Source organism: Mesobacillus campisalis (assembly GCF_000986785.1).
Classification (GTDB): Bacteria; Bacillota; Bacilli; order Bacillales; family Cytobacillaceae; genus Mesobacillus_B; species Mesobacillus_B campisalis.
The window spans coordinates 23,185-49,617 of the sequence record NZ_LAYY01000010.1 but is presented as its reverse complement, the minus strand read 5'-3'; the positions used below and the strand labels follow the sequence as shown (position 1 = coordinate 49,617).

General features: G+C 50.4%; 28 protein-coding genes. 27 read left to right on the top strand and 1 reads right to left on the bottom strand.

Going from position 1 to position 26,433, the window contains the following annotated elements; translation table 11 throughout:
- Positions 1–69: 69 nt before the first annotated feature.
- Positions 70–591, bottom strand: a complete 522-nt coding sequence (locus WQ57_RS10840) for a DUF2529 domain-containing protein (RefSeq protein WP_046523787.1) — start codon at positions 589–591, stop codon at positions 70–72.
- 162 nt (positions 592–753) lie between these two features.
- Between WQ57_RS10840 and WQ57_RS10835 the strand changes: the two genes are divergently transcribed.
- The 27 genes from WQ57_RS10835 to WQ57_RS10695 all read left to right on the top strand — a co-directional run bounded on the left by WQ57_RS10835 (position 754) and on the right by WQ57_RS10695 (position 26,426).
- A complete protein-coding gene (locus tag WQ57_RS10835) occupies positions 754–1,122 on the top strand; it encodes a response regulator (protein WP_046523786.1) in 369 nt (122 codons plus the stop codon).
- A 316-nt stretch (positions 1,123–1,438) separates the two neighbouring features.
- Complete coding sequence (locus WQ57_RS10830; protein WP_046523890.1) at positions 1,439–2,296, top strand: class II fructose-bisphosphate aldolase; 858 nt, start codon at positions 1,439–1,441, stop codon at positions 2,294–2,296.
- 360 nt (positions 2,297–2,656) lie between these two features.
- Complete coding sequence (locus WQ57_RS10825; protein ID WP_046523785.1) at positions 2,657–3,943, top strand: UDP-N-acetylglucosamine 1-carboxyvinyltransferase; 1,287 nt, start codon at positions 2,657–2,659, stop codon at positions 3,941–3,943.
- 39 nt (positions 3,944–3,982) lie between these two features.
- Entirely contained in the window at positions 3,983–4,945 is a 963-nt protein-coding gene (glpX, locus tag WQ57_RS10820) for a class II fructose-bisphosphatase (protein WP_046523784.1), read from the top strand.
- A 255-nt stretch (positions 4,946–5,200) separates the two neighbouring features.
- The gene (gene rho, locus WQ57_RS10815) at positions 5,201–6,475 is read left to right on the top strand and encodes a transcription termination factor Rho (RefSeq protein WP_046523783.1); all 1,275 of its coding nucleotides are present in this window, start codon (positions 5,201–5,203) and stop codon (positions 6,473–6,475) included.
- A 149-nt stretch (positions 6,476–6,624) separates the two neighbouring features.
- Positions 6,625–6,837, top strand: coding sequence for a 50S ribosomal protein L31 (gene rpmE, locus WQ57_RS10810; protein WP_046523782.1), 213 nt, complete (start codon positions 6,625–6,627; stop codon positions 6,835–6,837).
- A gap of 131 nt (positions 6,838–6,968) precedes the next feature.
- Positions 6,969–7,589 carry a thymidine kinase gene (locus WQ57_RS10805; protein WP_046523781.1) on the top strand — a complete coding sequence of 207 codons (621 nt, stop codon included), beginning with the start codon at positions 6,969–6,971 and terminating at the stop codon, positions 7,587–7,589.
- Positions 7,590–8,491: 902 nt separating this feature from the next.
- On the top strand, positions 8,492–9,565 hold the full coding sequence (gene prfA, locus WQ57_RS10795) for a peptide chain release factor 1 (protein ID WP_046523779.1): 1,074 nt from the start codon (positions 8,492–8,494) through the stop codon (positions 9,563–9,565).
- A complete protein-coding gene (prmC, locus tag WQ57_RS10790; RefSeq protein WP_046523778.1) occupies positions 9,558–10,418 on the top strand; it encodes a peptide chain release factor N(5)-glutamine methyltransferase in 861 nt (286 codons plus the stop codon). The genes prfA and prmC overlap by 8 nt, the downstream gene beginning before the upstream one ends.
- A gap of 337 nt (positions 10,419–10,755) precedes the next feature.
- Positions 10,756–12,327, top strand: coding sequence for a Vga family ABC-F type ribosomal protection protein (locus WQ57_RS10785; RefSeq protein WP_046523777.1), 1,572 nt, complete (start codon positions 10,756–10,758; stop codon positions 12,325–12,327).
- 142 nt (positions 12,328–12,469) lie between these two features.
- Positions 12,470–13,108: a stage II sporulation protein R gene (gene spoIIR, locus WQ57_RS10780; RefSeq protein ID WP_046523889.1), complete on the top strand. Its 639-nt coding sequence runs from the start codon at positions 12,470–12,472 to the stop codon at positions 13,106–13,108.
- A 414-nt stretch (positions 13,109–13,522) separates the two neighbouring features.
- Positions 13,523–13,912: a glucose starvation-inducible protein GsiB gene (gsiB, locus tag WQ57_RS10775; protein WP_046523776.1), complete on the top strand. Its 390-nt coding sequence runs from the start codon at positions 13,523–13,525 to the stop codon at positions 13,910–13,912.
- Between the two features lie 150 nt (positions 13,913–14,062).
- Complete coding sequence (locus tag WQ57_RS10770; RefSeq protein WP_046523775.1) at positions 14,063–14,500, top strand: GNAT family N-acetyltransferase; 438 nt, start codon at positions 14,063–14,065, stop codon at positions 14,498–14,500.
- Between the two features lie 186 nt (positions 14,501–14,686).
- Entirely contained in the window at positions 14,687–15,742 is a 1,056-nt protein-coding gene (locus WQ57_RS10765) for an L-threonylcarbamoyladenylate synthase (protein ID WP_046523774.1), read from the top strand.
- A 79-nt stretch (positions 15,743–15,821) separates the two neighbouring features.
- Positions 15,822–16,373 (top strand): manganese efflux pump MntP, encoded by a 552-nt coding sequence (locus WQ57_RS10760; protein ID WP_046523773.1) that lies wholly within the window; start codon positions 15,822–15,824, stop codon positions 16,371–16,373.
- A 123-nt stretch (positions 16,374–16,496) separates the two neighbouring features.
- Positions 16,497–16,937, top strand: a complete 441-nt coding sequence (locus WQ57_RS10755) for a low molecular weight protein arginine phosphatase (protein ID WP_046523772.1) — start codon at positions 16,497–16,499, stop codon at positions 16,935–16,937.
- Between the two features lie 130 nt (positions 16,938–17,067).
- Positions 17,068–17,508, top strand: coding sequence for a ribose 5-phosphate isomerase B (gene rpiB / locus WQ57_RS10750; protein WP_046523771.1), 441 nt, complete (start codon positions 17,068–17,070; stop codon positions 17,506–17,508).
- Between the two features lie 35 nt (positions 17,509–17,543).
- Complete coding sequence (locus WQ57_RS10745) at positions 17,544–18,110, top strand: TIGR01440 family protein (RefSeq protein WP_046523770.1); 567 nt, start codon at positions 17,544–17,546, stop codon at positions 18,108–18,110.
- A 204-nt stretch (positions 18,111–18,314) separates the two neighbouring features.
- Positions 18,315–19,556 (top strand): serine hydroxymethyltransferase, encoded by a 1,242-nt coding sequence (gene glyA / locus WQ57_RS10740; RefSeq protein ID WP_046523769.1) that lies wholly within the window; start codon positions 18,315–18,317, stop codon positions 19,554–19,556.
- A gap of 180 nt (positions 19,557–19,736) precedes the next feature.
- On the top strand, positions 19,737–20,366 hold the full coding sequence (gene upp, locus WQ57_RS10735; RefSeq protein WP_046523768.1) for a uracil phosphoribosyltransferase: 630 nt from the start codon (positions 19,737–19,739) through the stop codon (positions 20,364–20,366).
- A gap of 710 nt (positions 20,367–21,076) precedes the next feature.
- Positions 21,077–23,299 carry a S8 family serine peptidase gene (locus WQ57_RS10725; RefSeq protein ID WP_046523766.1) on the top strand — a complete coding sequence of 741 codons (2,223 nt, stop codon included), beginning with the start codon at positions 21,077–21,079 and terminating at the stop codon, positions 23,297–23,299.
- A 273-nt stretch (positions 23,300–23,572) separates the two neighbouring features.
- The gene (locus tag WQ57_RS10720) at positions 23,573–23,794 is read left to right on the top strand and encodes an AtpZ/AtpI family protein (RefSeq protein WP_046523765.1); all 222 of its coding nucleotides are present in this window, start codon (positions 23,573–23,575) and stop codon (positions 23,792–23,794) included.
- A 6-nt stretch (positions 23,795–23,800) separates the two neighbouring features.
- Complete coding sequence (locus WQ57_RS10715; protein ID WP_046523764.1) at positions 23,801–24,169, top strand: ATP synthase subunit I; 369 nt, start codon at positions 23,801–23,803, stop codon at positions 24,167–24,169.
- Positions 24,170–24,194: 25 nt separating this feature from the next.
- A complete protein-coding gene (atpB, locus tag WQ57_RS10710; RefSeq protein ID WP_046523763.1) occupies positions 24,195–24,905 on the top strand; it encodes a F0F1 ATP synthase subunit A in 711 nt (236 codons plus the stop codon).
- Positions 24,906–24,977: 72 nt separating this feature from the next.
- Positions 24,978–25,190 (top strand): F0F1 ATP synthase subunit C, encoded by a 213-nt coding sequence (gene atpE, locus WQ57_RS10705; protein ID WP_046523762.1) that lies wholly within the window; start codon positions 24,978–24,980, stop codon positions 25,188–25,190.
- Positions 25,191–25,371: 181 nt separating this feature from the next.
- On the top strand, positions 25,372–25,893 hold the full coding sequence (gene atpF / locus WQ57_RS10700) for a F0F1 ATP synthase subunit B (protein WP_046523761.1): 522 nt from the start codon (positions 25,372–25,374) through the stop codon (positions 25,891–25,893).
- Positions 25,890–26,426 carry a F0F1 ATP synthase subunit delta gene (locus tag WQ57_RS10695; protein WP_046523760.1) on the top strand — a complete coding sequence of 179 codons (537 nt, stop codon included), beginning with the start codon at positions 25,890–25,892 and terminating at the stop codon, positions 26,424–26,426. The genes atpF and WQ57_RS10695 overlap by 4 nt, the downstream gene beginning before the upstream one ends.
- Positions 26,427–26,433 lie beyond the last annotated feature (7 nt).

Genomic DNA, 26,433 nt, shown 5'->3' with positions numbered 1-26,433 from the left:
TTTATTCGCCGTAGGGGTATTAAAACAACTGTAAAAACCCCTTAAAAATCCTTTTAAGGGGTAAAAACTTCATTCTTCATATTCTGCCAGCATTTCATCAATGATAAATTTGAAGCCATAATAGACGAATAAGGCAGCCATGGATGTCGGCAGGGCAAAGCGTCCGCCGGTTTCATCGGGGAGCATTCCCTTCGTGAGCTTCAGGTCGACATGGACATCAGCCAGCGCTTCAAGTCCGGGCTCGTCACCGCCCACAACGGTGGATGCAGCGGCAAACGGGATGAAGCTGTCGGCAAGTTTTTGCGCAATCGCAAGCGCCTCAGGGTCATTTGAGTAGCGGGCGAACATCAGCACGCGGTCTGCGGATGTCACTTTTTCGGCATCGAATACGGCCGCACCGGCCAATGGTTCGGCGCCATGAACGGCTTCCAGATGGACGGCGGCCATCTCGCCCGTCCCGTAGATATAAATCGTGCCCTGTCCGGCAGCAGCCTGGGCAAGAAGCCTTGCTCCGTCCTCGAGGGCAAACTCCTCCTGCTCCTGCAGCCTCTTGAACAGACCGGAAAGCTGGGTAGTGAACATTTTTAACATACAATCGCCTCCAAACATGATTATAATGCCCAGAATCCCTGTGGTAAAATAATCATGGTTCCCGAAGGAAAATTTGCCAAACAGGAAGGATTTCTGACAGGGGAAGCAGAAGAAGTATAGAAGACAGAAGATAAACTAACTGAAATGGTGGGGAAAAGCGGCATGAAAGAAAAAATACTGATTGTTGACGACCAGTTTGGCATTCGCATCTTGCTCAACGAAGTGCTGCAAAAGGAGGGCTACCAGACTTACCAGGCCGCCAATGGCGTCCAGGCTCTGGAAATAGTGAACCAGGATACACCGGACCTTGTGCTGCTGGACATGAAAATCCCAGGCATGGACGGAATCGAGATTCTTAAAAGGATGAAGGTGATTGAGCCGAATATCCGCGTCATTATCATGACGGCCTACGGTGAACTCGACATGATCCAGGAAGCCATGAACCTTGGTGCCCTGACCCATTTCGCCAAGCCTTTCGATATTGATGATATCCGGGCGGCTGTAAGACAGTATCTGCAAGTTGTAAAGTAATTCGATATACATATTTCAGGGAACCCGTTCACGAGATTGCGAGAGCGGGTTTGCTATTTTACGGGACATCCAATATAACAGAATAATCTGCAAAATGACAGCGCTCACTATATAGCATTTTTATGACAGCCTCAAAAAACGTGCATCTGCAATGGCTTTTCTCGATTTCTTTTGATATGATAACTAATGAATTCCACAAGATCTCCCCGGTTTGACAAATGCATCATCGGGTACATAAACAACAGCGCAGAAGGCAAACCTTTTAATGGAAGTCTGGTCAATCCGAGAAGGCGATCTTAAGAAGGAGGAAAAGTTCATGCCATTAGTTTCAATGACAGAAATGCTGAAAAAAGCAAATGCGGAAGGATATGCAGTAGGTCAGTTCAACTTGAACAACCTTGAGTTCACTCAAGCAATCCTGCAGGCAGCTGAAGAAGAGAAGTCTCCGGTTATCCTTGGCGTTTCCGAGGGTGCTGCACGTTATATGGGCGGATTCAAAACCGTTGTCAAAATGGTTGAAGGCCTGATGGAAGACTACGGAACGACTGTACCTGTAGCGATTCACCTTGACCACGGTTCAAGCTTCGACAAGTGTAAAGCTGCGATTGATGCCGGATTCACATCCGTTATGATCGATGCTTCCCACGGTCCGTTCGAAGAGAACGTCGCAACTACTTCCAAAGTGGTTGAGTACGCTCATTCCAAGGGCGTTTCTGTTGAAGCGGAACTTGGAGTAGTCGGCGGACAGGAAGACGATGTCGTCGCTGATGGCGTTATTTATGCCGATGTAAAAGAATGTGAAGAGCTTGTTAAACGCACAGGCATCGACTGCCTGGCTCCAGCACTTGGTTCCGTTCACGGACCATACAAAGGCGAACCAAACCTTGGCTTCAAGGAAATGGAAGAAATCAACACTGTCGCTGGTGTACCTCTCGTCCTTCACGGCGGAACAGGAATCCCGACACATGACATCCAAAAGGCAATCTCTTTTGGAACAGCTAAAATCAACGTTAACACTGAAAACCAAATCGCTTCTGCTAAGGCAGTCCGTGAAACATTGGCTGCCAAGCCTGAAGAGTATGACCCACGCAAATATCTTGGACCAGCTCGCGACGCAATCAAAGCGACTGTACAAGGCAAAATGCGCGAATTTGGATCTTCTGGAAGAGCGTAATGTAAAAACTGGGACAAACCGCCTCCAAAAGGCGGTTTTCCTTCATTAAAATGTGAAGGCGCTTACCCAGCGGGGAGATGGCGGCGGCCACAATGGCATGGACCGGACAGGAGGGTCCATGCTATTGAAGCCGTAATCATCATTGTGAAAACTTTCAGGTTCCATTACAATTAAATGGGAAAATCGTGTAAACTAAGAGAATGAAATCCTGCTGGATTATTTGTTTATTTGTTGGTAAATACTGCCTATAAGGATTGTTTTCGCCGTCCGTACGATAAAAAAGGGTTTGGGACAAGCCCTTGTCTTGGCCTTCTATTAGGAGGTTTAGCATCTACATCATCGTCTAGAAGGGAGTCAAAAATGGAAAAGCTCAAAATTGCAGGCGGATATCCCCTAAAAGGGACTGTTCGAGTCAGCGGTGCCAAGAATAGCGCAGTGGCGCTGATCCCGGCAACCATTTTAGCCGATTCACCTGTTACGATTGAAGGTTTGCCAGACATTTCCGATGTTCATATGTTGAGGGCATTGCTAGAGGAAATTGGCGGTTCTGCTACTTTCACAGACAACGAGATGACGGTCGATCCGTCTTCCATGATTTCCATGCCTCTTCCAAATGGAAGGGTGAAAAAACTGAGAGCCTCCTACTACCTGATGGGGGCCATGCTCGGCCGCTTCAAAAAAGCCGTTATCGGCCTGCCTGGGGGCTGCTATCTGGGCCCAAGGCCGATCGACCAGCATATCAAGGGCTTTGAAGCGCTTGGTGCCAGCGTCACCAATGAGCAGGGAGCCATCTACCTGCGCGCCGATGAGCTGCGCGGGGCAAGGATCTACCTGGATGTGGTCTCTGTCGGGGCGACGATCAACATTATGCTTGCCGCGGTAAGGGCCAAAGGAAGAACGGTCATTGAAAATGCGGCAAAGGAGCCGGAGATTATTGATGTCGCAACGCTCCTGACCAATATGGGCGCCAAGATCAAAGGGGCCGGAACCGATGTGATCCGCATTGACGGTGTCGACCAGCTGCATGGCTGCCGGCATACCATCATTCCGGACCGGATTGAAGCGGGAACTTACATGATCCTCGCGGCCGCTGCCGGGAAGGGCATCACCATCGACAATGTGATTCCCCAGCATCTTGAGTCGCTGATTGCGAAGCTCAAGGAAATGGGCGTCCCGGTCGAAGCGCAGGATGACCAGGTGTTTGTCGGACACGCTGAACACCTGACCTCCGTCGATGTGAAGACGCTGGTGTATCCAGGGTTTGCCACGGACCTCCAGCAGCCGTTCACTGCGCTGTTGACCCGCGCCGAAGGCTCGAGCGTGGTGACCGATACCATTTATGGTGCGCGCTTCAAGCATATTGACGAGCTGCGGCGGATGAACGCCAACATCAAGGTGGAGGGCCGCTCCGCGATCATTAACGGCGGCGGCCAGCTGCAGGGAGCAAAGGTGAAGGCGAGCGACCTGCGCGCAGGGGCTGCATTGGTGATTGCCGGTTTGATGGCCGAAGGAATCACCGAAATCACCGGCCTGGAGCATATCGACCGGGGATACAGCAATTTGGTTGAAAAGCTGAACGGGCTTGGTGCAACGGCCTGGCGCGAGCAGCTGTCACAAGAAGAGCTTGAACAAATGAAGAATGCCTAGAAAGATGACAGACTAAAAAGAGACAAGGGGAGAAAACCGATGGAGAGAAGTTTATCAATGGAGCTTGTCCGCGTTACCGAGGCTGCAGCACTGGCTTCCGCGCGCTGGATGGGCCGCGGCAAAAAAGACGAGGCTGACGGAGCAGCAACCGAGGCCATGAGGGATGTATTTGACACGGTTCCAATGAAAGGCACGGTTGTCATCGGTGAAGGGGAAATGGATGAAGCGCCGATGCTTTACATCGGCGAAAAGCTGGGCACAGGCTATGGCCCGCGCGTGGATGTAGCGGTCGACCCGGTTGAAGGGACGAACATCGTCGCTTCCGGAGGCTGGAACGCCCTTGCTGTCCTGGCAGTGGCCGACCATGGCAACCTGCTTCATGCCCCGGACATGTACATGGAGAAAATCGCCGTCGGACCTGAGGCGGTCGGCATGATCGATATCAACGCTTCCATTCTTGATAACCTCAAGGCAGTCGCCAAGGCCAAGAACAAGGATATCGAGGATGTCGTGGCGACGGTATTGAACAGGCCGCGCCATGAGCATATCATTGCCCAGATCCGCGAAGCAGGCGCCCGCATCAAGCTGATCGAGGACGGCGATGTGGCCGGGGCCATGAATACGGCGTTTGATTTTACAGGTGTCGATATCCTCTTCGGTTCAGGCGGTGCTCCGGAAGGCGTCCTCTCGGCGGTTGCGCTGAAGTGCCTTGGCGGCGAAATCCAGGGCAAGCTTTTGCCCCAGAACGATGCCGAGTTGCAGCGCTGCATCCAGATGGGCATCGATGTCCACAAAGTGCTTCTGATGGAAGATCTCGTCAAAGGCGATGATGCCATCTTCGCTGCTACTGGTGTTACCGACGGCGAAATGCTGAAGGGCGTCCAGTTCAAGGGCCATGTGGCGACGACCCATTCAATCGTCATGCGTGCGAAGTCCGGTACAGTCCGGTTTGTCGAAGGGCAGCACAGCCTGAAGAAAAAACCGAACCTTGTCATCAAGTAAACCAGGCATGCTCCCTTTTCCACCGTGGAAAAGGGAGTCTATTTACCCTTAAATAATATTTGCGTCTGTTTAATACTAAAGGTAAAATGGTATAGTCTCTTAGAGGAAAACTTCAAACTTTCTTTCAAAACAATCCTTCTAACAACCTTCAGTGGAAACTCTTTTCTTCTTTTTCCATCCATAGCATTAGAACTCTAACATTTTTCATACAGTCTTTATGGAGGAAATCGAAATACTATTAAGTGTGGTGACGATATGGAAGTCAATATTTCCAGCTTGGAAAATATGAAATTAAAAGAGCTGTACGAGCTTGCACGTGAATATAAAGTGTCCTACTACAGCAAATTATCGAAAAAAGAGCTGATTTTCGCGATTTTAAAAGCGCGGGCCGAGCAGCAGGGCTACTTCTTCATGGAAGGTGTACTTGAGATCATCCAGTCGGAGGGCTTCGGCTTCCTGCGCCCGATTAACTACTCGCCAAGCTCCGAGGATATCTATATCTCCGCCTCGCAGATCCGCCGATTCGACCTGAGGAACGGGGACAAGGTTTCCGGGAAAGTGCGTCCCCCAAAAGAGAATGAGCGCTATTTCGGACTGCTTCAGGTGGAAGCTGTCAATGGAGACGATCCTGAAACAGCGAAGGAGCGAGTCCATTTCCCTGGACTGACTCCGCTGTACCCGGACCGCCAGATGAAGCTTGAAACAACGACGAAGCATGTTTCGACCCGGATCATGGACCTGCTCGCACCAGTCGGCTTTGGCCAGCGCGGATTGATTGTCGCGCCGCCAAAGGCAGGGAAGACGATGCTGATCAAGGAAATCGCCAACAGCATCACAACCAACCATCCGGAAGCGGAACTGATCGTCCTTCTGATCGACGAGCGTCCGGAAGAAGTAACCGATATTGAACGTTCGGTAGCCGGCGATGTCGTCAGCTCGACGTTCGATGAAGTGCCGGAAAACCATATCAAGGTAGCGGAGCTTGTGCTGGAGAGGGCGATGCGCCTTGTCGAGCATAAGCGCGATGTCATCATCCTGATGGACAGCATCACCCGCCTGGCGCGCGCCTATAACCTGGTGATTCCGCCGAGCGGCCGGACGCTTTCCGGAGGAATTGACCCGGCGGCATTCCACCGTCCCAAGCGCTTCTTTGGTGCTGCCCGGAATATCGAGGAAGGCGGCAGCCTGACCATCCTTGCGACTGCGCTTGTCGATACAGGCTCCCGCATGGACGATGTGATCTACGAGGAGTTCAAGGGAACAGGAAACATGGAATTGCATCTTGACCGCTCGCTTGCGGAAAGAAGGATCTTCCCGGCCATCGACATCCGCCGTTCCGGAACACGGAAGGAAGAGCTGCTTATCCCGAAAGAGCATCTTGACAAGCTATGGGCAATCCGCAAGTCGATGTCCGACACTCCGGACTTTGTGGAGAAGTTCATGCGCAGGCTGAAGCAGACGAAGTCCAATGAGGAATTCTTCTCGATGCTCGCAGAAGAAATGAAGGCAGGAAACAAGCGCCCAATTTAATGGGATTGGATAAAAAAACCATCTTGATTATTTGAAATAGGCTTGTTATAATAAATCCAGTGTGTTTTTAATGATTGCGGAGGTCTTTAGGCCCCGTACAATATAACTCTGTCTCGCATATGATTCAGGGCAAAAGGAGATGAAAGGGAATGAAGACAGGAATTCATCCAAATTACAAGACTATCACGGTTACTTGCGCATGCGGAAACACTTTCGAAACTGGTTCTGTAAAGAACGAGCTTCGCGTTGAAACTTGCTCCGAGTGCCATCCATTCTATACTGGACGTCAGAAATTTGCTGAAGCAGGCGGACGTGTTGACCGCTTCAACAAGAAATACGGCCTTAAGAGCCAACAGCAATAATGAGAAGAAAACAGGCAAGAGCACCATTACTTGCCTGTTTTTTATTTCGCAAACTCTTGCTCCTGATGCGACCTACATATCGTAATTTGGGGATACTATGGAAATTGAAATGCAAGGAAGGAGAGGCCTTGATGTATGTGATGAAACACAGCGGCTGGGTTGAATTGATTTGCGGCAGCATGTTCTCCGGCAAGTCCGAGGAGTTGATCCGCCGCGTGAGGCGGACGCAGTTTGCCAAGCAGAAGGTCGCCGTTTTTAAACCGTTGCTTGATAACCGCTACAGCGAAGAAGCTGTCGTCTCCCATAATGGAACCTCTGTCATCGCCAAGCCAGTGGCCAGGTCGGCTGACATTTTCCAGCTTGTCACACCGGATATTGACGTCATCGCCATTGATGAAGCCCAGTTCTTCGACGAGGAAATCGTCCAGGTCGCCCAGCATTTGGCCAACAGCGGCCATCGCGTCATTCTCGCAGGACTCGATCAGGATTTCCGCGGCGAACCGTTCGGCCAAATGCCGGCATTGATGGCAATAGCGGAGCAAGTAACCAAACTCCAAGCCGTGTGTGCTGTCTGCGGATCACCAGCAAGCCGCACCCAGCGGCTCATCAACGGCAAACCGGCCGCCTACGATGAGCCCATCATTCTCGTCGGCGCCTCCGAAGCCTACGAACCGCGCTGCCGGCACCACCACGAAGTGCCAAAGGCGCCCAACGAGCTCGAGCTCACAACAAAGAGCGACAGTTTGACATAATAGTTTTTTAAAGCCAGCCCTGTGCGTGTGAAAGGGGCTGGCTTTTTTGATTTATTGGGAAGTTTTATTAGCAGGAAAGCTGATTTTATTTTCCGGTAGGCGGGTTTTATTGTCGGGAAATGAGAACTTATTGTCCGAAAATAAGCTTCTATTGTCGGGAAACGCACACTTATTGTCCGGAGCAAAACCTATTGTCGGGAATCCAGCTTCTATTAGCGGGAAACCCAGTTCTATTGTCCGGAAAAGAAGTTCTATTGTCGGGAAAAGCAAACCTATTGTCCGGAGGAAAATCTATTGTCTGGAGCAGTATCTATTGTCGTGAACCCAGTCTTTATTGTCGGGAAACCCAATTCTATTGTCCGGAAATGAGGTTCTATTGTCGTGAAAAGCAAACCTATTGTCCGAAGCAAAATCTATTGTCGTGAATCCAGCTTTTATTAGCGGAAAACCCAATTCTATTGTCCGGAAATGAGGTTCTATTGTCGTGAAAAGCAAACCTATTGTCCGAAGCAAAATCTATTGTCTGGAACCCGGCTTTTATTAGCGGAAAACCCAATTCTATTGTCCTGAAAAGAAGTTCTATTGTCGAGAAAAGCAAACTTATTGTCCGGAGTAAAATCTATTGTCCGAAACCCAGCTTTTATTAGCGGAAAACTCAATTCTATTGTCCGGAAAGGAAGTTCTATTTTCCAAAAACCCAAACCTATTGTCCAAATAAAAAGTATCTTACGTCCGCAGCCCTCTGCAAACCTCCCCTAATTTGGTTTTGACGCTGGTTTCTGCCTATACTATAATTGAATAGTTATGGATCTATATACAAAATGCCCGTTTAGCATGCTCTGCTCTGGGCAATGGTTTTAACAAAGATAAATTTTAATATATAAAATTTGAGGTGAAGTACTGTGTTTGATCGTCTTCAAGCCGTTGAGGACCGCTATGAAAGGCTGAATGAGCTTTTAAGTGATCCTGATATTGTCAATAATCCGGCAAAGCTGCGCGAGTATTCGAAGGAGCAGTCCGATCTCCAGGAAACCGTCCAGGCTTACCGGGAATATAAAGAAGCGAAAGAGCAGCTGCAGGACGCCAAGGCAATGCTCGAGGATAAGCTTGACGCAGACATGCGCGAGATGGTGAAGGAGGAAATTTCCGAGCTCAGCGACCAGGTTGAGGAGCTTGAAGCCCGCTTGAAAATCCTGCTGATCCCGAAAGACCCGAACGACGACAAGAACGTAATCATGGAAATCCGCGGCGCAGCGGGCGGGGACGAGGCAGCCTTGTTTGCCGGCGACCTGTTCCGCATGTACAGCCGCTTTGCTGAAGCGCAGGGCTGGAAGGTTGAAGTGATGGACCAGACCTCCACTGGCGTGGGCGGCTTCAAGGAAATCATTTTTATGATCAACGGAAACGGCGCCTACTCCAAGCTGAAGTTTGAAAATGGGGCACACCGTGTACAGCGTGTGCCGGAAACAGAATCCGGTGGTCGTATCCATACGTCGACTGCGACCGTGGCCTGCCTTCCGGAAGCGGAAGAGGTCGACATTGAAATCCATGATAAAGATATCCGCTTTGACACGTACGCATCCAGCGGCGCCGGCGGCCAGAGCGTTAACACGACGATGTCGGCTGTCCGTCTGACACATATCCCGACTGGAATCGTCGTTACTTCCCAGGATGAAAGATCGCAGCATAAAAACAAGGACAGGGCAATGAAGGTCCTGCGCGCGCGTGTCTATGACAAGTTCCAGCAGGAAGCACGGGCTGAATACGACCAGGTGCGTAAATCGGCGGTCGGTACAGGGGACCGTTCCGAGCGCATCCGTACGTACAACTTCCCGCAAAACCGCGTGACCGACCACCGCATCGGCTTGACGATCCAAAAGCTGGACCAGATTTTGCAGGGCAAGCTTGATGAAGTCATCGACGCCCTCATCATGGAAGACCAGTCCAGCCGCCTGGAGAATGCCAGCAATGAGTAGAAAAGTATTCGAAGCCCTGAACTGGGCTTCTTCTTTTTTAAAAGAAAAAGGGCGGGATGAAAACGCGGGGGAAATCCTGCTTCGCCATTATGCCGGCATGAGCCGGGCCCAATTGTTCGCCAGCATGCGCGACGGGCTGGCCCCGGAGATGTGGGCAGCTTTTGAACAGGCTGTGGTGCGCCATTATGAAGGAGTCCCAGTTCAGTACATCATCGGCCATGAGGAATTTTACGGGCGGAGGTTCATGGTCAATCCTTCGGTGCTGATTCCGCGGCCGGAAACGGAAGAGCTGATTGAGGGGACGCTCCTGCGGCTGGAAAAAATGTTTGGCATGCAGGAAAACCTGCAGCTGGCCGACATTGGAACCGGAAGCGGTGCGATTGCTGTCACTCTGAAGCTCGAGAGGCCATCCCTGAATGTGACGGCGACCGACCTTTCGCCTGAAGCACTGGCAACCGCCAGGAAAAATGCTGCCGCCCTCGGCGCTGAGGTTGATTTTAAACAAGGGGATTTGCTGCAGCCGCTGATTCAGTCTGGAAAGAAGTTTGACGGAATTATTTCCAATCCGCCGTATATCCCGGCAGGCGACCAGTCGTGGATGTCCGAGGTCGTCACCGAACACGAGCCGCATCTTGCTTTGTTCGCCGGGGAGGACGGGCTGAATTTGTACCGCCGTTTTATGGAGGAGCTGCCGCTTGTCCTCAAGGAAAAAAGCCTGGTGGCCTTTGAAATCGGCGCTGGGCAGGGAGTGGCAGTGGCAGGCTTGCTAGAGAATGCATTCCCGCAGGCAAAAGTGGAGATTGTCGATGACATCAATGGCAAGGACCGGATGGTGTACGCCGAGATTGGCTGACCATGGTACCTCCTTTTGCCCATTTTTGGAAATTACAGTTGACATCTTCGCTACCAATCCATTATGGTTATAGTAATAAAAAACGGAAGGGTGACCCAATGCAATGAAGTTCTAATCCTATTTTTCGAAAACCAGCTAATTGAAGGCCAATTTTTAAGCAGGACAGTCTGCTTATTTTGCGATGCCTCAATTGGAGTTTTCAGGATAGGATAGGACTTTGACGTTGGCGCAAGGGGAGAGGTCTCTTTGCTGTACGCCTATGCCTCCTATTCTGAATAGGGGGCTTTTTGTTTTGCTTAAGAGTCCCCGCTAAATCAGAAAAAATGGGGATGATACCATGACCTTGCTGGAAGCAAATCAGATAAAACTGTTTATGAAAGACCGTCTTCTTGTGGATATTGAAAAGCTGCAGATCGATAAGGGTGATGTGATAGGCCTTGTCGGCCGGAATGGGAGCGGCAAGACGACGCTGCTAGAAATCCTGGCCGGGCAAAGGGAGCCGGAGAACGGGACGATTGCAAGAAATGGCACCTGCGAACTTCTGCCGCAGCTGAAAAGAACGGACAGCACGCAAAGCGGCGGGGAAGTGACGCAGGAGTATATCAAACAGGCGCTGGCCAGCAGCCCGGCACTGCTGTTGGCAGATGAACCGACCACCCATCTTGACACCGGCCATATTGCCTGGCTCGAAAAAAAGCTTGGAAACTGGCAGGGGGCGCTTGTTCTTGTCTCGCATGACCGCGCGTTTCTCGATGCTCTTTGCACCGCAATCTGGGAGTTGGAAGAAGGAAAAATAAAACAATACAAAGGCAATTATTCCGACTATGCCGCCCAGAAGGAACTGGAGCTCCGCCAGCACGAGCAGGCCTTTGAGAAATACGAAAAAAAGAAAAGGCAGCTGGAGGAAGCTCTGGCTCTGAAGGTGAAGAAGGCGGAGCGGGCGACGAAGGCTCCTAAGAAAGTCAGCCTTTCGGAAGCGAGAATCACGGGTGCCAAGCCGTATTTTGCCAAAAAGCAAAAGAAGCTTGAACAAACCGCCAAAGCAATCGAAACCAGGCTGGAAAAACTTGAAAAGGTTGAAAAGGCAAGAGAAGCACCAGCAATTAAAATGGAGCTGCACAATGAAGAAAGCTTTAAAAACCGGATCATTCTCCGGGCTGAAAAGCTGAAGGGGCAAATCGGCAAGAAGGCTTTATGGAGGGAAGCCAGCTTTGAGGTTCGCGGCGGCGACAAGCTGGCCATCATCGGCGCCAATGGCAGCGGCAAAACAACACTGCTGAAAAAGCTGCTCAGTGAGGAAAAGGGCATTACGATGTCTCCTGCTGTAAAAGTCGGTTATTTTAGCCAGAACATCGACATTCTCGATGTGGAGAAGTCGATTTTGGAAAATGTCAGCTCTGCCTCCAGCCAGGGAGAAAGCTTGATCCGCACGGTCCTGGCGCGGCTGCACTTTTTCAGGGACGATGTGCATAAACCAGTACGTGTGCTGAGCGGCGGCGAACGTGTCAAGGTTGCCTTGGCGAAGCTGTTTGTCAGCGACCTGAACACACTGGTTCTTGATGAACCGACCAACTTTCTTGACCTTCAATCGGTGGAAGCACTTGAATCTTTGTTAAAAGACTACAGCGGCAGCGTGCTGTTCGTCTCGCATGACCGCCGGCTGGTGGAAAATGTGGCCACCTCGATCCTTGAAATAAGCAATGGTGAAATAAAGCTGTTTGAAGGCACCTATCAGGAATTCCGGGAATACGTCCCCAAGGAGCGGGACGCGGGGGAGGATGTGAGGCTGATTATTGAAACAAGGCTGACAGACGTGCTGAGCAGGTTGAGCATCGCACCCACACCGGAGCTGGAGCAGGAATTTCAGCGCCTCCTGGCAGAAAAGCGGAAGCTGCAGGGGAATGGATGAGTAAGCGGGTTGGAATGGAGGCTCCGCAGCCGCGGGAAGGCCTCCTGACCACCGCAAATAAATCATAAAACAATTTCAACTTGATAGTTTAAGAATCTAGCAAACTGTCCACACTGTGACTAGTGAAGGGACGGTGCTGGAAATGAAAACAAAACTACTTGCAGGACTTTATATTCTTTTATTATCGATAGCTACTATTTTAAATTTATATATGCCGCAGGCGGAAGCGACGGCGCAGGATCCGATGGTCATTCCGAATGAAGCGATCCGCCTGCGAATCCTTGCCGACAGCGATTCGGCGAAGGACCAGGAAGCCAAACGCCTTGTGAGGGATGCAGTTAACGCTGAAATCACCAACTGGGTGCAGGATCTGACCTCGCTCGACGAAGCGCGGACCCTGATTCAGTCAAGGCTGCCGGAAATCCAGCAGATTGCCGAGGAAGTCATCGCCTCGCAGGGATTGGACCAGAGTGTAAAAACCGAATTTGGCACGGTCAGCTTTCCAACCAAGCTGTATGGCCAGTTCCTCTACCCGGCCGGTGAATACGAAGCGATTTTAATAACGCTCGGTGAGGGCACAGGCTCGAACTGGTGGTGCGTACTGTTCCCGCCGCTGTGCTTCCTCGACTTTTCCAACGGCGAAGCCACAAGCGAGGGCTTCGAGGAAAGTCCAGAAGAAGAAAAAACCGCCGAAAAGGCCCCTGTTTACGAAGAACAAGACCAATCCCCAGTCGAAGTCCGCTTCTTCCTTGTCGATCTGTGGAATAAGATTTTTGGGTAAATTTTAAAGAAGGATATATTGAGGTTAAAGCATGTTGATTGGAGTGGAAGGCGCGAAGACTCCTGCGGGATCAGCGGGACAGGTGAGACCCCGCAGGAGCAATAGCGACGAGGAGGCTCACCGCCCGCCCCGCGGAAAGCGAAGCGCCTGGAACGGAAATCAACATTCTATTTGAAGCAGCTTGAAAAGAATTTAGCCAGCCTTTCCAATGTGATAGGCTGGTTTTTTAATATAAAAAATGGTTGTCCACTGGTAAAACATGGTCACTATGGTAAAAAAGCCGCCCTTTTTACCAAAAATATTACTTCTATAAGACAAGCAGATTAAAGATTCTTACAAGCTGTTTTAAACTCCGGAGAAGCGGATAAATAAGGAGTGTAACAACAAAACAACAACCTGAAGGAGTGAGAGATCATGGCAAAAAACAATAGCAACAATAACGATAAAATGTCACGTGAGGAACGGGGACGCATGGGCGGCGAAGCAACAGCCGAGAACCATGGCAGCGAGTTTTATCAGGAAATTGGACGCAAAGGCGGGGAAGCAACCGCTGAGAACCATGATAAGGATTTCTACCAGGAAATTGGCCGTAAAGGCGGGGAAGCAACCGCTGAGAGCCATGATAAGGAGTTCTATCAGGAAATTGGCCGCAAAGGCGGAGAAGCGACTTCCGAGAACCATGACAAAGAGTTCTATCAGGAAATTGGCCGCAAAGGCGGAGAAGCAACTTCCGAGAACCATGACAAAGACTTCTACCGCGAAATTGGCGAAAAAGGCGGCAATGCACGCAACAACAACAATTAATAGAATGCAACTTAACTAAAAACCGAACAAACATCGAGGGGCCCGGTGCTGCTAAAGCAGTACCGGGTTTTTCTGTCTCTAGCAGAAATAGTTCTATTTTTCTCCCGGCTCCATACATATTAGTAGAGATGAAAAAGCGGGGTGGAGAAAATGGAAGAGCATATTCGTGAAGCAGAAGTGAAGGATATAAAAAGACTGGAATCTTTTTTAGCGCAGGCAAATGTCAGCTGTGACGGAGTGGCTGACCATATTGAATTTTATTCCCTGTTGGAAACAAGAAACGGAAACCTGAAGGCCTGCATCGGCATCGAGCCTGCAGGAAGCGCCGGGCTGCTGCGCTCGTTCGTACTGTCACCTGGCACCTCCCAGGGAGATGTGCTGCTCCTGTTTGACCGGGTGGTCGCGATGGCGGAAAAAAAGCAGCTTAACGCTCTTTACTTGGCCACCAATAAAGAGCAGGCAGCGTCTTTTTTTCAAAATATGGGCTTTCAAAAGACGGAAGACCTGCCTGTCAGCCTGTATAAAAACAGCCACATGAAGCAGGCTTTGGATGTGGATAACTGCATTGTGATGAAGATGCCTTTGTAAAATGTGGATATGTCCGCAAAGTTATCCACTGAAAAGCGCAAATTATGCACAAATTGTGGATAATAACTTGTCTTCCATGGGGACTTCTTTTATACTTTCATAGAAATTAACAGTGCAGTCCCATGAAAATAGGGATAATTGAACTAGTTTAGGGATTGAGATCCCAAAAAGCAAAGGGAGACAAGCATGAAAACGAAAATGTGGACAGTGGATAAATCTGTGGGTAACTTAGTAACATATCCACAAATTACACAGGCGGCAGAAATGCTGAAACAAAATGAAGTGGTCGCCCTGCCGACGGAAACCGTTTACGGACTGGGTGGAAATGCGGAGAGCGACGACGCGGTCGAGAAGATTTTTAGCGCAAAAGGGCGGCCGGGTGATAACCCGCTCATTATTCATATTGCAGATGAAAAACAGCTTGAAGGTTTTGTCGCTGAAGTGCCGGAGCAGGCGAGGAAACTGATGAAGGCCTTTTGGCCGGGCCCGCTGACGCTGGTGCTGGAGAAAAAGGAAGGCCGTCTGTCCGAGCTGGCAACAGCCGGGCTTGCAACCGTGGCAGTCAGAATGCCGGACCATCCGGTGGCACTGGCTGTCATTGAGGCTACAGGTCTGCCGATTGCCGCTCCAAGCGCCAATTTATCAGGGAGGCCTAGCCCGACAACGGCCCGTCATGTAGCCGATGATCTGGAAGGCAGGATTGCCGGGATTGTGGACGGCGGGCCGACAGGGGTCGGAGTGGAGTCCACGGTGGTTGACTGTACAGCAGAAGTGCCGGTTATTTTGCGTCCGGGAGGTGTCACGCGCGAGCAGCTGGAAGAGGTTGTCGGCGAGGTGTCTGCGGACCCGGCGCTTGCCGATCCGGAACAGGCGCCGAAATCTCCGGGAATGAAATACCGCCATTATGCCCCGAACGCACCTTTGTATCTGGTTGACGGCAATGCTGCGGAAATCCAGGAATTGGTGAATGAAAAGCGGGCACAGGGGTTGAAGGTCGGCGTCATGACGACCGAGGAAAATGCGGGCCGCTACAAGGCGGACAGTATTTTTGCCTGCGGCCGGCGGAGCGAGCCGGAAAGCGTGGCCGAGAACCTTTATGACACCTTAAGGGCGTTTAATGAAAGCTCTGTCGACATTATCTTTGGCGAGGTTTTTGAGGAAACCGGCGTCGGTGCCGCGATCATGAACCGCCTCACGAAGGCATCCGGGTTCCCGGTGATTGGGCGGGAAGGCAGGATGTAGGCGGGATTTGCTTCTAAACCCTGGTGGACGTGCATATGCTGAATTAGCAAGTCCACGGACGCACCAGGGAGGCTGAAGAATGACGGCAGTATGGGGAGAAATGGTGACTCTTGTTTTAATGGCGTTTGCGCTGGGGATGGATGCTTTTTCGGTCGGCCTCGGCATGGGGATGTACAGGCTGTCGAGAAGGAAGATTTTTAAAATAGGAATTACCATCGGCCTGTTTCATGTATGGATGCCGCTCATTGGCATGGGGGCAGGCCGGTTTTTATCGGAGCAGTTTGGCTCGCTGGCAGGGTATCTGGGCGGAATTTTGCTTCTGTTTTTAGGCATCCAGATGATTTGGGGCAGTTTTAAGGAAGACGAATCCAGCCTGATTTCCCCTGGGGGAATAGGCTTGCTGTTTTTCGCGCTTGGCGTGAGCCTTGACAGTTTTTCGGTCGGATTGACGCTCGGGATTTACGGAGCCAAGACGGCTTTGGTGCTCATCTGCTTTGGGGTGGCGGCGACGATATTGACATGGGCGGGGCTGCTGCTGGGCCGGCGGATGCAGCACTGGATTGGTACATACAGTGAAGCCCTGGGCGGCAGCATCCTGCTGGCATTTGGCATAAAACTGTTGCTGCCATGACCGGTGCCTGTGCCGCTAGTATAGGTTCAAGAGATAAAATTGACACCCATTCGAGGTGTCTTTTTTTCTTATTTCCTCCGCAGCGAGTATAATAGGAAAAAAACAATAAAAGGAGGCTGTTACATGGAACGCGTACTGTTTGTCTGTACCGGAAACACTTGCCGCAGCCCGATGGCGGCAGCATTTTTAACAAGCAAGCAAATTCCCGGAGTGGAAGTCAAGTCGGCAGGTGTCTTTGCGCTGGGCGGTGATGCGCTGTCCCCCAATGCGCGGCAAGTGCTGGAGGAAAACAAGCTTCCGCTGGAGCATCAGTCCACCCAGCTCTCGGAAGAGGAAATTACCTGGGCGACTCTGATCCTGACCATGACAGCCAGCCATAAAAATGCGGTTATCTCTCATTTCCCCCAGGCGAAGGACAAGGTTTTCACTCTGCGCGAATTTGCCGGTGAAATGGGACCATATGATATCGCCGACCCGTATGGCGGCAGTGTGGAAATGTATCGTGAAAGCTTCGGTGAAATCAGGCAGGCGATTGAAAAATCGTTGGCGAAATGGGAAAAGTAGTCCTTGTTCAGCGAATCTGCCTCATTTTTTACCCAGCTTTAAAAGAGCTCGCCGGCTGGCAAGTTTTCTTTATAATTCCTGTTGGTTATGAGAAAATAACGATGACAGTCAAATAGAGGAGGAAACCTTCATGAGAGTAGCAATTGCTTCCGATCACGGCGGAATCAACATCCGTGAAGAAATCAAGCAGCAAATGGATGAAATGGGCATTGAATACGAGGATTTCGGCTGTGACTGCGAGACATCGGTCGATTATCCGGATTATGCCCTGCCGGTTGCCGAAAAGGTGGCGCGCGGCGAGTTTGACCGCGGCATCCTGATTTGCGGAACAGGCATCGGCATGAGCATTGCCGCCAACAAGGTAAAGGGAATTCGCTGTGCGCTTGTCCACGATGTGTATAGCGCCAAGCTTACCCGCCAGCATAATGACAGCAACATGATTGCGATGGGAGAGCGCGTCATCGGGCCGGGTCTTGCCCGCGAAATCGCGAAATCATGGCTTGGGGAAGAATTCGAAGGCGGCCGCCATGCCAATCGCATCGGCAAGATCACTTCTTACGAAAATAAGTAAACAGCCCGCCAAATAATGGCCAGGAGGGGAAGCCGTTGACAGTCAATCAATGGGAAAACGAGTTGAGCAGCATCCTCGATGAATTCAGGAACCAGGTGAACTTCAGCAGCAAGCAGCTTTTGGTGGTTGGCTGCAGCACGAGCGAGGTTATTGGTGAAAAGATTGGCACCGCCGGCAGTGAAGAGGTCGCAGCGCTGATTTTCAGGCAGCTGGGGAAGCTTCTGGAGGAGACGGGAGTCCAGCTGGCTTTTCAATGCTGCGAGCACCTGAACCGGGCGCTTGTTGTTGAACGTCAGACCGCTGAAGGCAGGAACCTGGAGGAAGTATCCGTCATACCTGTCAGGAAGGCAGGCGGCGCGATGGCCACTTATGCCTACAACCACATGGAGGACCCGGTGGTTGTCGAGTTTGTGAAAGCCGATGCCGGCATCGATATCGGCAGCACGCTGATCGGCATGCACCTCAAGCATGTGGCTGTTCCAGTGCGCGTGGCACAGAAGAATCTGGGACAAGCCTATGTGACACTGGCAATGACAAGGCCGAAGCTGATCGGCGGCACCAGGGCAGTTTATGAAAGGACAAAGGCGAACGAACAATGTTAAAACAGCTCCTTTTTGGGGCTTTTTTCGTGTTTTTTACATTAAATTTAAATAAATTCGCTTTCAATTTAGCCGAATGACGAAAGTTAGCCATTTTCGGCTTTCTTTTCTCGTCAACATGGGCTACAATAAAAAAGAATTTTCTCGCAATATATTATCGAGCTACATAATTTATCGGCAGCAGTGAAGCAGAAGGGGGAGCATAAAATGAAGCATCTTATCGAGCAGGATCGCCAGGTGTATGAGGCCATCCAGAAGGAATTGGGACGCCAGCGGACAAAAATCGAGCTGATTGCCTCGGAGAACTTTGTCAGTGAAGCGGTAATGGAAGCGCAAGGGTCCGTCCTGACGAACAAATACGCGGAAGGCTATCCTCGCAAGCGCTATTACGGCGGCTGCGAATACGTGGATATTGTGGAAGACATTGCCCGCGACCGCGCCAAGGAAATCTTCGGAGCAGAGCATGTCAATGTCCAGCCGCATTCCGGCGCCCAGGCCAATATGGCGGTTTATTTTACGATTCTTGAGCAGGGAGATACCGTTCTCGGGATGAACCTTTCCCACGGCGGCCACTTGACCCACGGCAGTCCGGTCAACTTCAGCGGTGTCCAGTACAACTTTGTTGAATACGGCGTGGATGAGAAGACGCATATGATCGATTATGATGTTGTCCGCGAAAAAGCGCTGGAGCATAAGCCGAAGCTGATCGTCGCCGGTGCCAGTGCGTATCCGCGCGAAATCGATTTTAAAAAGTTCCGTGAAATCGCGGATGAAGTCGGCGCTTACCTGATGGTGGACATGGCCCATATTGCCGGGCTGGTTGCGGCCGGCCTGCACCAGAATCCGGTGCCGCATGCCCATTTTGTTACGACGACGACCCATAAGACGCTTCGCGGCCCGCGCGGCGGCATGATTTTGTGTGAGGAGCAATTCGCGAAGAAAATCGACAAGTCGATTTTCCCTGGAATCCAGGGCGGTCCGCTGATGCATGTAATTTCCGCAAAGGCGGTTGCCTTTGGCGAAGCGCTCCAGGACAGCTTCAAGGATTATGCGAAGCAGATCATCACCAATGCCCAGCGCCTTGCTGAAGGCCTGAAGAAAGAGGGCGTCAACCTTGTCTCCGGCGGAACCGACAACCACCTTCTGCTTGTCGACCTGCGTTCGCTAGATTTGACTGGAAAGGTCGCCGAGCATGTACTCGATGAAGTCGGCATCACAGTCAACAAAAACACGATACCATTCGATCCGCAAAGCCCATTCGTGACAAGCGGCATCCGCATTGGTACCGCAGCCGTTACAAGCCGCGGCTTTGGCGAAGAAGAGATGGATGAAATTGCGAGCATCATCGCTTTCACCCTTAAAAACCATGACAATGAAGAAAAGTTAGCAGAAGCACGCCAGCGCGTCGAAGAGCTGACAAGCCAGTTCGAGCTTTATACAAGTCTATAATCATTCCAGGCGGTTCCTGTTTTGCGGGGCCGCTTTTTTGTGCTGTCTGTAGTTGCCCTAGCCTTTATTTTTCTGTAAAATGAGACGGAGTGTGAACGGTAACCGGTTTTTTGCGCTGTCCAGTGACTGGGCAGGCGGCTGCCTTACATAAAAATGACCATTTTAAAGGAGAGATCTTCTATGGCAAAGGTATTTGTATTTGATCACCCTCTTATTCAACATAAGCTGACGTATATCCGCGATAAAAACACCGGTACAAAGGAATTCCGAGAGCTGGTCGATGAAGTGGCGACGCTGATGGCGTTTGAAATCACCCGCGACATGCCGCTTGAGGACATTGAAGTGGAAACGCCGGTGCAAAAAACAAAGTCGAAAGTCCTTGCCGGCAAGAAGATGGGACTGGTTCCGATCCTGCGCGCGGGCATCGGCATGGTCGATGGCATCCTGAAACTGATTCCGGCAGCAAAGGTAGGGCATATCGGCCTTTACCGCGACCCGGAAACATTGAAGCCGGTTGAATATTACGCGAAGCTGCCAAGCGATGTGGAAGAGCGCGATTTCATTGTCGTCGATCCTATGCTTGCGACAGGCGGGTCAGCGGTTGAAGCGATCAACTCCCTGAAGAAGCGCGGCGCGAAGCATATCAAGTTCATGTGCCTGATTGCGGCTCCGGAGGGTGTGGACGTGCTTAAAGAAGCTCATCCTGATGTGGACATTTATATTGCGGCTCTTGACGAAAAGCTGAATGACCACGGCTATATTGTGCCTGGCCTTGGAGATGCAGGCGACCGCTTGTTTGGCACGAAGTAATAACGAACTTCAATGTACGGAAGAGCGCCCTATAGTGGGGCGCTCTTTTTGTGTGCGGGAAAGTTGGGTGGGGTGCTGGTTTTGGTGAATAGGATGAGGAAGCCGGACAATAGAAGTGTGATTCCGGCAAATAGAAAAGCGAAATCGGACAATAGGAAAGGCACTGGCAAATAGACGAGTGATTTTGGCAAATAGAACGAGGTATCCGGCAAATAGAAGGGTGTTTCCGGCAAATAGAAAAGCGAAACCCGACAATAGAAAAGGCATTGGCAAATAAACCCGTAACTTTGGAAAATAAAAACTCGATTATGGAAAATAAAATAAAGAAATCGGCTAATAAAATCATGTTTTCGGCAAATAGAAAAGCGAAATCGAACAATAAGAAAGGCACTGGCAAATAGACGAGTGATTTTGGCAAATAGAACGAGGTATACGGCAAATAGAAGGGTGTTTCCGGCAAATAGAAAAGCGAAACCCGACAATAGAAAAGGCATTGGCAAATAAACCCATACTTTGGAAAATAAAAACTCGATTATGGAAAATAAAATAAACAAATCGGCAAATAAAATCCTGTTTTCGGCAAATAAAATGATGTAACCCGACAATAGAACGGTGCTCACCCCAAACCCACCTCGATTCCGCAACGCCAACCTACTTGCATACTCTCCCCCTCTCTTGCCAACGATAAGGAAAAAAAAGAGGGTGCTTTGATGCGGAAAGTTAGTTGTCTGATGCTGGCGCTGCTGATTTTAACAGGGGGGAGCACAAGCCCAAGTAAGCTGCAGCATCCACCGCTTCCCAGGGAAGATAAGAGCGTACATACAGTGGCCATTGTGCAAACCGAACATCCTCCTTCAAAAGAGGAGGTTAAAAGGCAGCTTGCAGATTTTCCTAAGCTAAAACTGCGCCGCATTTTTACGCATGCCCTCAACGGCTACTCGGTAGAAGGCCCCTTGAAGGAGCTGGAGAAAATACAGGTGAACAAAGACATCCTCTCCCTGTCGCCGGTGCAGATGTACAAAACGGATGCCGCACCCAACATGGAGCTGATTGGCGGCGAAGTGGTGCGCGGCCTTTTTGACAAAAAAGGGGAGCGGCTGTCGGGAAAAGGAATCACGATTGGCGTCATCGATACTGGAATTGATTATGAGCATCCCGATTTAAGAAGGAATTATGCCGGCGGGCATGATCTCGTCGATGGCGACCGAGACCCGATGGAAACGAAGGGCCTGCATGGAACCGGCACCTTGCACGGAACGCATGTGGCCGGAATCATCGCTGGCAATGGACGGATTCGGGGGATTGCGCCTGAAGCGAAAATTGTTGCTTACCGGGCGCTGGGGCCTGGGGGCATGGGCACGACTGAGCAGGTGCTGGCCGCCATTGACCAGGCGATTCAGGATAAAGTGGACATCCTGAACCTGTCGCTTGGCAATGAAATCAATGGACCAGATTTGCCGATTTCGCTCGCGCTCAATAAAGCAGTGGAACAGGGCATCACCGCGGTCACCTCCTCAGGGAATTCCGGCCCGAACATTTGGACAGTTGGCTCGCCGGGGACGGCAGCGAAGGCCATATCGGTCGGCGCCTCGACTCCGCCGCTTAAAATTCCCTATCTGATGCATTCCGATTCCCAGGCCAGAATCAGGCTGGAAATGCTTCAAGGCTCTGCCAGCTGGAAGTTTGACAAAAGCATCGAAATCGTCGAGGGGGGAATTGGCCGAAAGAAAGACCTCCAGAAGGCAGCAGGCAAAATCGCCTTGATTCAAAGAGGCAGCCTGACATTTACCGAAAAAGTGAACAATGCGGCAGCTGCCGGGGCGCTGGGAGTGATCATCTACAACAATACAAAAGGGAACTTCCTTGGCAACCTGGAAAGGGAAGTTGCGCTCCCGGCTGCCTCGCTGCCAAAGGAAGAGGGGGAAAAGCTCAAAAAGAAACTCAAAGACAAGGCCCTGTTTGCGCGATTCATATTAATAGAAGAAAGCGACCAGCTGGCCGACTTCAGTTCGCGCGGCCCTGTGACAAGCACGTGGGACATCAAGCCCGATGTTGTGGCTCCCGGCGTGGCCATCAACAGCACCGTGCCTGGCGGCTATCTCTCCCTGCAGGGCACGAGCATGGCCTCGCCTCATGTGGCCGGGGCCGCCGCTCTCATCAAGCAGGCGCATCCGGACTGGAGCCCCGAGCAGATAAAAGCCGCCCTGATGAATACGGCCAAGCCAATTGCCTCACAAGATGGCATGGCGTACCGTACATACGAGCAGGGCGCGGGAAGAATCCAGGCGGAAAAGGCCGTTGCTGCCGAAACACTGGTGCTTCCGGGATCGCTGCAGTTTGGGAAGTTCCAGCTTGCCGACAGGATGCACGAGCATTTCGCCCAGATTGAAGTCCAAAACCATGGCCAGTTCCCTAAAAGGTATTCTTTCCAAGTGCCAAAGCGGGAAGACGGCCTGGACTGGGAACTGCCGCTCAGTTTTGAACTGGCTCCTGGCGAAAAGAGGAAACTGAAGCTCAGGATGACTGTCGACCCATCAGCCTTTCAAAAAAAGCTGCATGACGGCTATCTGGTTTTACAGGAGGGAAGCAGAGCGATCACCATTCCTTACCTGTATGTGCTAGAGGAACCGGATTATCCGCGCGTGATGGGCTTTGCCTTTTCACCGGGCGATAAACCGGGATGCTTCCGCTATGAAGTCTATCTGCCTGGCGGCGCCGAGGAATTCGGCATTGCCTTGTTCGACCCGGATGACTTCCGGTTCATCGGCTTTCTTGACTGGGGGCGAAACATCAAAAAAGGTCTACTCCAAAAAGATATTCCGGCCAGCAAGCTTCCGGGGGAGGGCGGGTTTATCGCCAAGGTTTTCGCCCGAAAAGCCGGGGTGGAGCACGATGTGGAGACGTTCATCTTTATTCCGCCCCCGGAACAATAATCCTAAATGGAGAGGGAAATCCCCTCTCCGATTTTTTTGTGATATAATATTTAAAAATATCCAGTAATGGAAATTTATAAAAGTGATAAGTATGTGAACTTTTTAGCTAGAATCGATTGACATTGACAATTGGCTATTGTATGCTTACAAAGGGTATAATGATAAGGTTTTCAACACAAAAAAGCAAGCTTTTCTTTGTAGCGTGATTCCTTATTTTTTATATGTTTTGCAAGTCGTCAACCGCTCCGCTCACAGGATGGGAGGAAGCGAAAAATGCGTAATGGTAACCGTCATCCTTTTCAGGCAATGGCCTTAATGTCGGCCATACTTTCCCAGCTTGCAGGGTCGGTGCTGGCGGGGGTTTTTTTAGGACGATGGCTGGACAGGAACATGGGCACAGAGCCGCTTTTCCTGGTAGTTGGATTGCTTGCCGGGCTGGCAGCGGGGGTCTATGGAGTATTCCGTCTTGTCCATCATTACTTTTCAGGAGAATAGACATCTATGCCGGAAATTCAGGTTGTTTTTGCACGCCAGCGGAAGTACATATTTTTTTTGTTATCCATCTATGTTCTTGGATGGGGTTTTACCGTGTACAAGCCCATTTTTGCAGGCTTGGTGATTGGCACCATCGTCAGTCTTTTCAATCTCTGGCTGCTTGCGAGAAGGACGGAAAAGTTTGGCGAGGCTGTCATGCAGGAGAAAAGGGTCAGGTCGCTCGGACTTTTGTCGCGCGTGGCGGCGGCGGTGCTGTCCATCATGTTGGCGATGGAATATCCCGACCAAATCCATCTGTTTAGTGTAGTTGTGGGATTAATGACATCATATTTTGTCATTATGATAGATTTTGTTATCCAGTCTTTACATAGTTGATAGCGGGGAAGAGAGGTGAATACTGGTGCATCATGAAAATCCTATAGTTACATTTTTAGGACTTAATTTTAATCTGGCTAACATCCTGATGATTACGATAGCCAGCGCAATTGTTTTTCTTATTGCCGTTCTGTCCACTCGCAGGCTTGCGATGAAACCTGCCGGAGCCCAAAACTTCATAGAATGGGTGATGGATTTTGTTAAGGGAATCATCAAGAGCTCAATGGATTGGAAGGATGGCGGGAGATTCCATCTGCTTGGGCTTACCTTGATCATGTATATCTTTGTATCCAACATGCTGGGGCTTCCGTTTTCTGTCGTCTATGACAACGAGCTGTGGTGGAAGTCACCGACAGCCGATCCGGTCATAACCTTGACATTAGCAGTAATGGTTGTGGCGCTTTCGCATTATTATGGCGTCAAACTGAAGGGGACAGCTGCTTACGGCAAGGAATTCTTCAAGCCGTTCTGGTTTATGTTCCCCATCAAAATAATTGAAGAGTTTGCGAATACGCTCACTCTCGGCCTGCGTCTTTACGGTAACATCTATGCAGGTGAAATCCTGCTGGGCCTCATTGCCGGCAGCCTGGCAACAGGATTTGGCGGACATTTGGCCGCAATCGTTCCGATGCTTGCATGGCAGGGCTTCTCGGTCTTTATCGGAGCAATCCAAGCGTTTATCTTCACAATGTTAACAATGGTTTATCTTGCCCATAAGGTAAGTGAAGACCATTAATATATTACCTGTTCATTTATGAACAAAACCAAATACATTCATTTTTTCTAACCAATAAGGAGGAACTATCTAATGGGTCTTTTAGCAGCAGCAATTGCAATCGGTTTAGCAGCACTCGGTGCCGGTATCGGTAACGGTCTTATCGTATCTCGTACAGTTGAAGGTATCGCTCGCCAGCCGGAAGCACAAGGCAAACTTCAAACTACAATGTTCATCGGGGTTGCATTGGTCGAGGCGATTCCTATCATCGCGGTTGTTATCGCGTTCATCGTTATGGGTCAGTAATAACTGAAATGTCGTTTCCAAAATGGCGAAGATCATTCCAAGCGAACCTTCGCCATTCATTTATGTCCTAACAAAACATTCGTTCTAATATAAAGCAAATTGTCCGCTCCGGGGCTCCCTGTGGCCGAAAGAGGCGGAAAATCATCATTTATAGCAGACTCTTGAAGGGAGTGAACAGAGGGTGTTAACAAGCAGTTTAGTATTAGGTGCAACTGCCGGAGGATTGAATACGGGAGACATTTTATTTCAGTTGATTATGTTCCTTGTCCTGTTGGCATTGCTTAAAAAGTATGCCTGGGGTCCACTTATGGGCATCATGAAGCAGCGTGAAGAGCATATTGCCGGAGAAATCGATGCGGCTGAAAAGAGCCGTACAGAGGCAAGCAAGCTTTTGGAAGAACAGCGTGAACTATTGAAGCAGGCGCGTACAGAAGCGCAAGGACTCATTGAGAATGCCAAGAAACAGGGCGATATCCAGCGCGATGAAATCATTGCACTTGCACGCACTGAGTCTGACCGTATCAGGGAATCCGCCAAGCTCGAAATTGAAATGCAGAAAGAACAGGCTGTTGCAGCCATTCGTGAACAAGTTGCTACTCTATCTGTCATGATCGCTTCCAAAGTGATTGAAAAAGAACTTAGCGCAGCCGATCAGGAAAAATTGATTAATGATTATATTGTAGAGGCAGGAGATGGCAAATGAGCAGCTCGACAATAGCGAAGCGTTATGCGCTGGCTCTTTTTCAAGTTGCTTCAGAACATCAGCTTCTCAATAATGTCGAAGAAGACCTTCGTGTCGTGAAGACCGTAGCGGAGAACAACCCGGGATTAAGGTCCGTTTTGGCTTCTCCAAAGCTTTCGCAGGATAGGAAAAAAGAGCTTTTGAAACAGTCATTTGGTTCCGTTCATCCATTCGTGCAAAATACGCTGATGGTCCTGGTTGACCGCCATCGTACAAGCCTGATTGCCGAAGTGGCCGACCAATTCATCGAACTTTCGAATGAGGGAAAAGGAATCGCCGAAGCAAAGGTTTACAGTGCCCAGCCGTTGACCGCTGAGCAGGCTGAAGCATTATCACTTGCGTTTGCACCAAAGGTAGGAAAGAAAAGGCTTCAAATAGAAAACATTACAGATTCCAATTTGCTCGGCGGCGTGAAGCTGCGCATCGGCAACCGCATTTTTGACGGCAGCCTCCGCGGAAAGCTTGATCGCCTGGAACGCAGATTGTTAGGCTAAGATTCGT

Coding starts and splice junctions, on each gene's coding strand:
- WQ57_RS10695 (WP_046523760.1), top strand. CDS start 25,890: ATGAGCAGCTCGACAATAGCGAAGCGTTATGCGCTGGCTCTTTTTCAA.
- WQ57_RS10785 (WP_046523777.1), top strand. CDS start 10,756: ATGACCTTGCTGGAAGCAAATCAGATAAAACTGTTTATGAAAGACCGT.
- rpiB (WP_046523771.1), top strand. CDS start 17,068: ATGAGAGTAGCAATTGCTTCCGATCACGGCGGAATCAACATCCGTGAA.
- gsiB (WP_046523776.1), top strand. CDS start 13,523: ATGGCAAAAAACAATAGCAACAATAACGATAAAATGTCACGTGAGGAA.
- WQ57_RS10840 (WP_046523787.1), bottom strand. CDS start 591: ATGTTAAAAATGTTCACTACCCAGCTTTCCGGTCTGTTCAAGAGGCTG.
- rpmE (WP_046523782.1), top strand. CDS start 6,625: ATGAAGACAGGAATTCATCCAAATTACAAGACTATCACGGTTACTTGC.
- WQ57_RS10765 (WP_046523774.1), top strand. CDS start 14,687: ATGAAAACGAAAATGTGGACAGTGGATAAATCTGTGGGTAACTTAGTA.
- WQ57_RS10770 (WP_046523775.1), top strand. CDS start 14,063: ATGGAAGAGCATATTCGTGAAGCAGAAGTGAAGGATATAAAAAGACTG.
- WQ57_RS10755 (WP_046523772.1), top strand. CDS start 16,497: ATGGAACGCGTACTGTTTGTCTGTACCGGAAACACTTGCCGCAGCCCG.
- glpX (WP_046523784.1), top strand. CDS start 3,983: ATGGAGAGAAGTTTATCAATGGAGCTTGTCCGCGTTACCGAGGCTGCA.
- atpE (WP_046523762.1), top strand. CDS start 24,978: ATGGGTCTTTTAGCAGCAGCAATTGCAATCGGTTTAGCAGCACTCGGT.
- WQ57_RS10825 (WP_046523785.1), top strand. CDS start 2,657: ATGGAAAAGCTCAAAATTGCAGGCGGATATCCCCTAAAAGGGACTGTT.
- WQ57_RS10760 (WP_046523773.1), top strand. CDS start 15,822: ATGACGGCAGTATGGGGAGAAATGGTGACTCTTGTTTTAATGGCGTTT.
- prmC (WP_046523778.1), top strand. CDS start 9,558: ATGAGTAGAAAAGTATTCGAAGCCCTGAACTGGGCTTCTTCTTTTTTA.
- WQ57_RS10725 (WP_046523766.1), top strand. CDS start 21,077: ATGCGGAAAGTTAGTTGTCTGATGCTGGCGCTGCTGATTTTAACAGGG.
- WQ57_RS10715 (WP_046523764.1), top strand. CDS start 23,801: ATGCCGGAAATTCAGGTTGTTTTTGCACGCCAGCGGAAGTACATATTT.
- rho (WP_046523783.1), top strand. CDS start 5,201: ATGGAAGTCAATATTTCCAGCTTGGAAAATATGAAATTAAAAGAGCTG.
- WQ57_RS10805 (WP_046523781.1), top strand. CDS start 6,969: ATGTATGTGATGAAACACAGCGGCTGGGTTGAATTGATTTGCGGCAGC.
- WQ57_RS10720 (WP_046523765.1), top strand. CDS start 23,573: ATGCGTAATGGTAACCGTCATCCTTTTCAGGCAATGGCCTTAATGTCG.
- WQ57_RS10835 (WP_046523786.1), top strand. CDS start 754: ATGAAAGAAAAAATACTGATTGTTGACGACCAGTTTGGCATTCGCATC.
- spoIIR (WP_046523889.1), top strand. CDS start 12,470: ATGAAAACAAAACTACTTGCAGGACTTTATATTCTTTTATTATCGATA.
- glyA (WP_046523769.1), top strand. CDS start 18,315: ATGAAGCATCTTATCGAGCAGGATCGCCAGGTGTATGAGGCCATCCAG.
- WQ57_RS10830 (WP_046523890.1), top strand. CDS start 1,439: ATGCCATTAGTTTCAATGACAGAAATGCTGAAAAAAGCAAATGCGGAA.
- upp (WP_046523768.1), top strand. CDS start 19,737: ATGGCAAAGGTATTTGTATTTGATCACCCTCTTATTCAACATAAGCTG.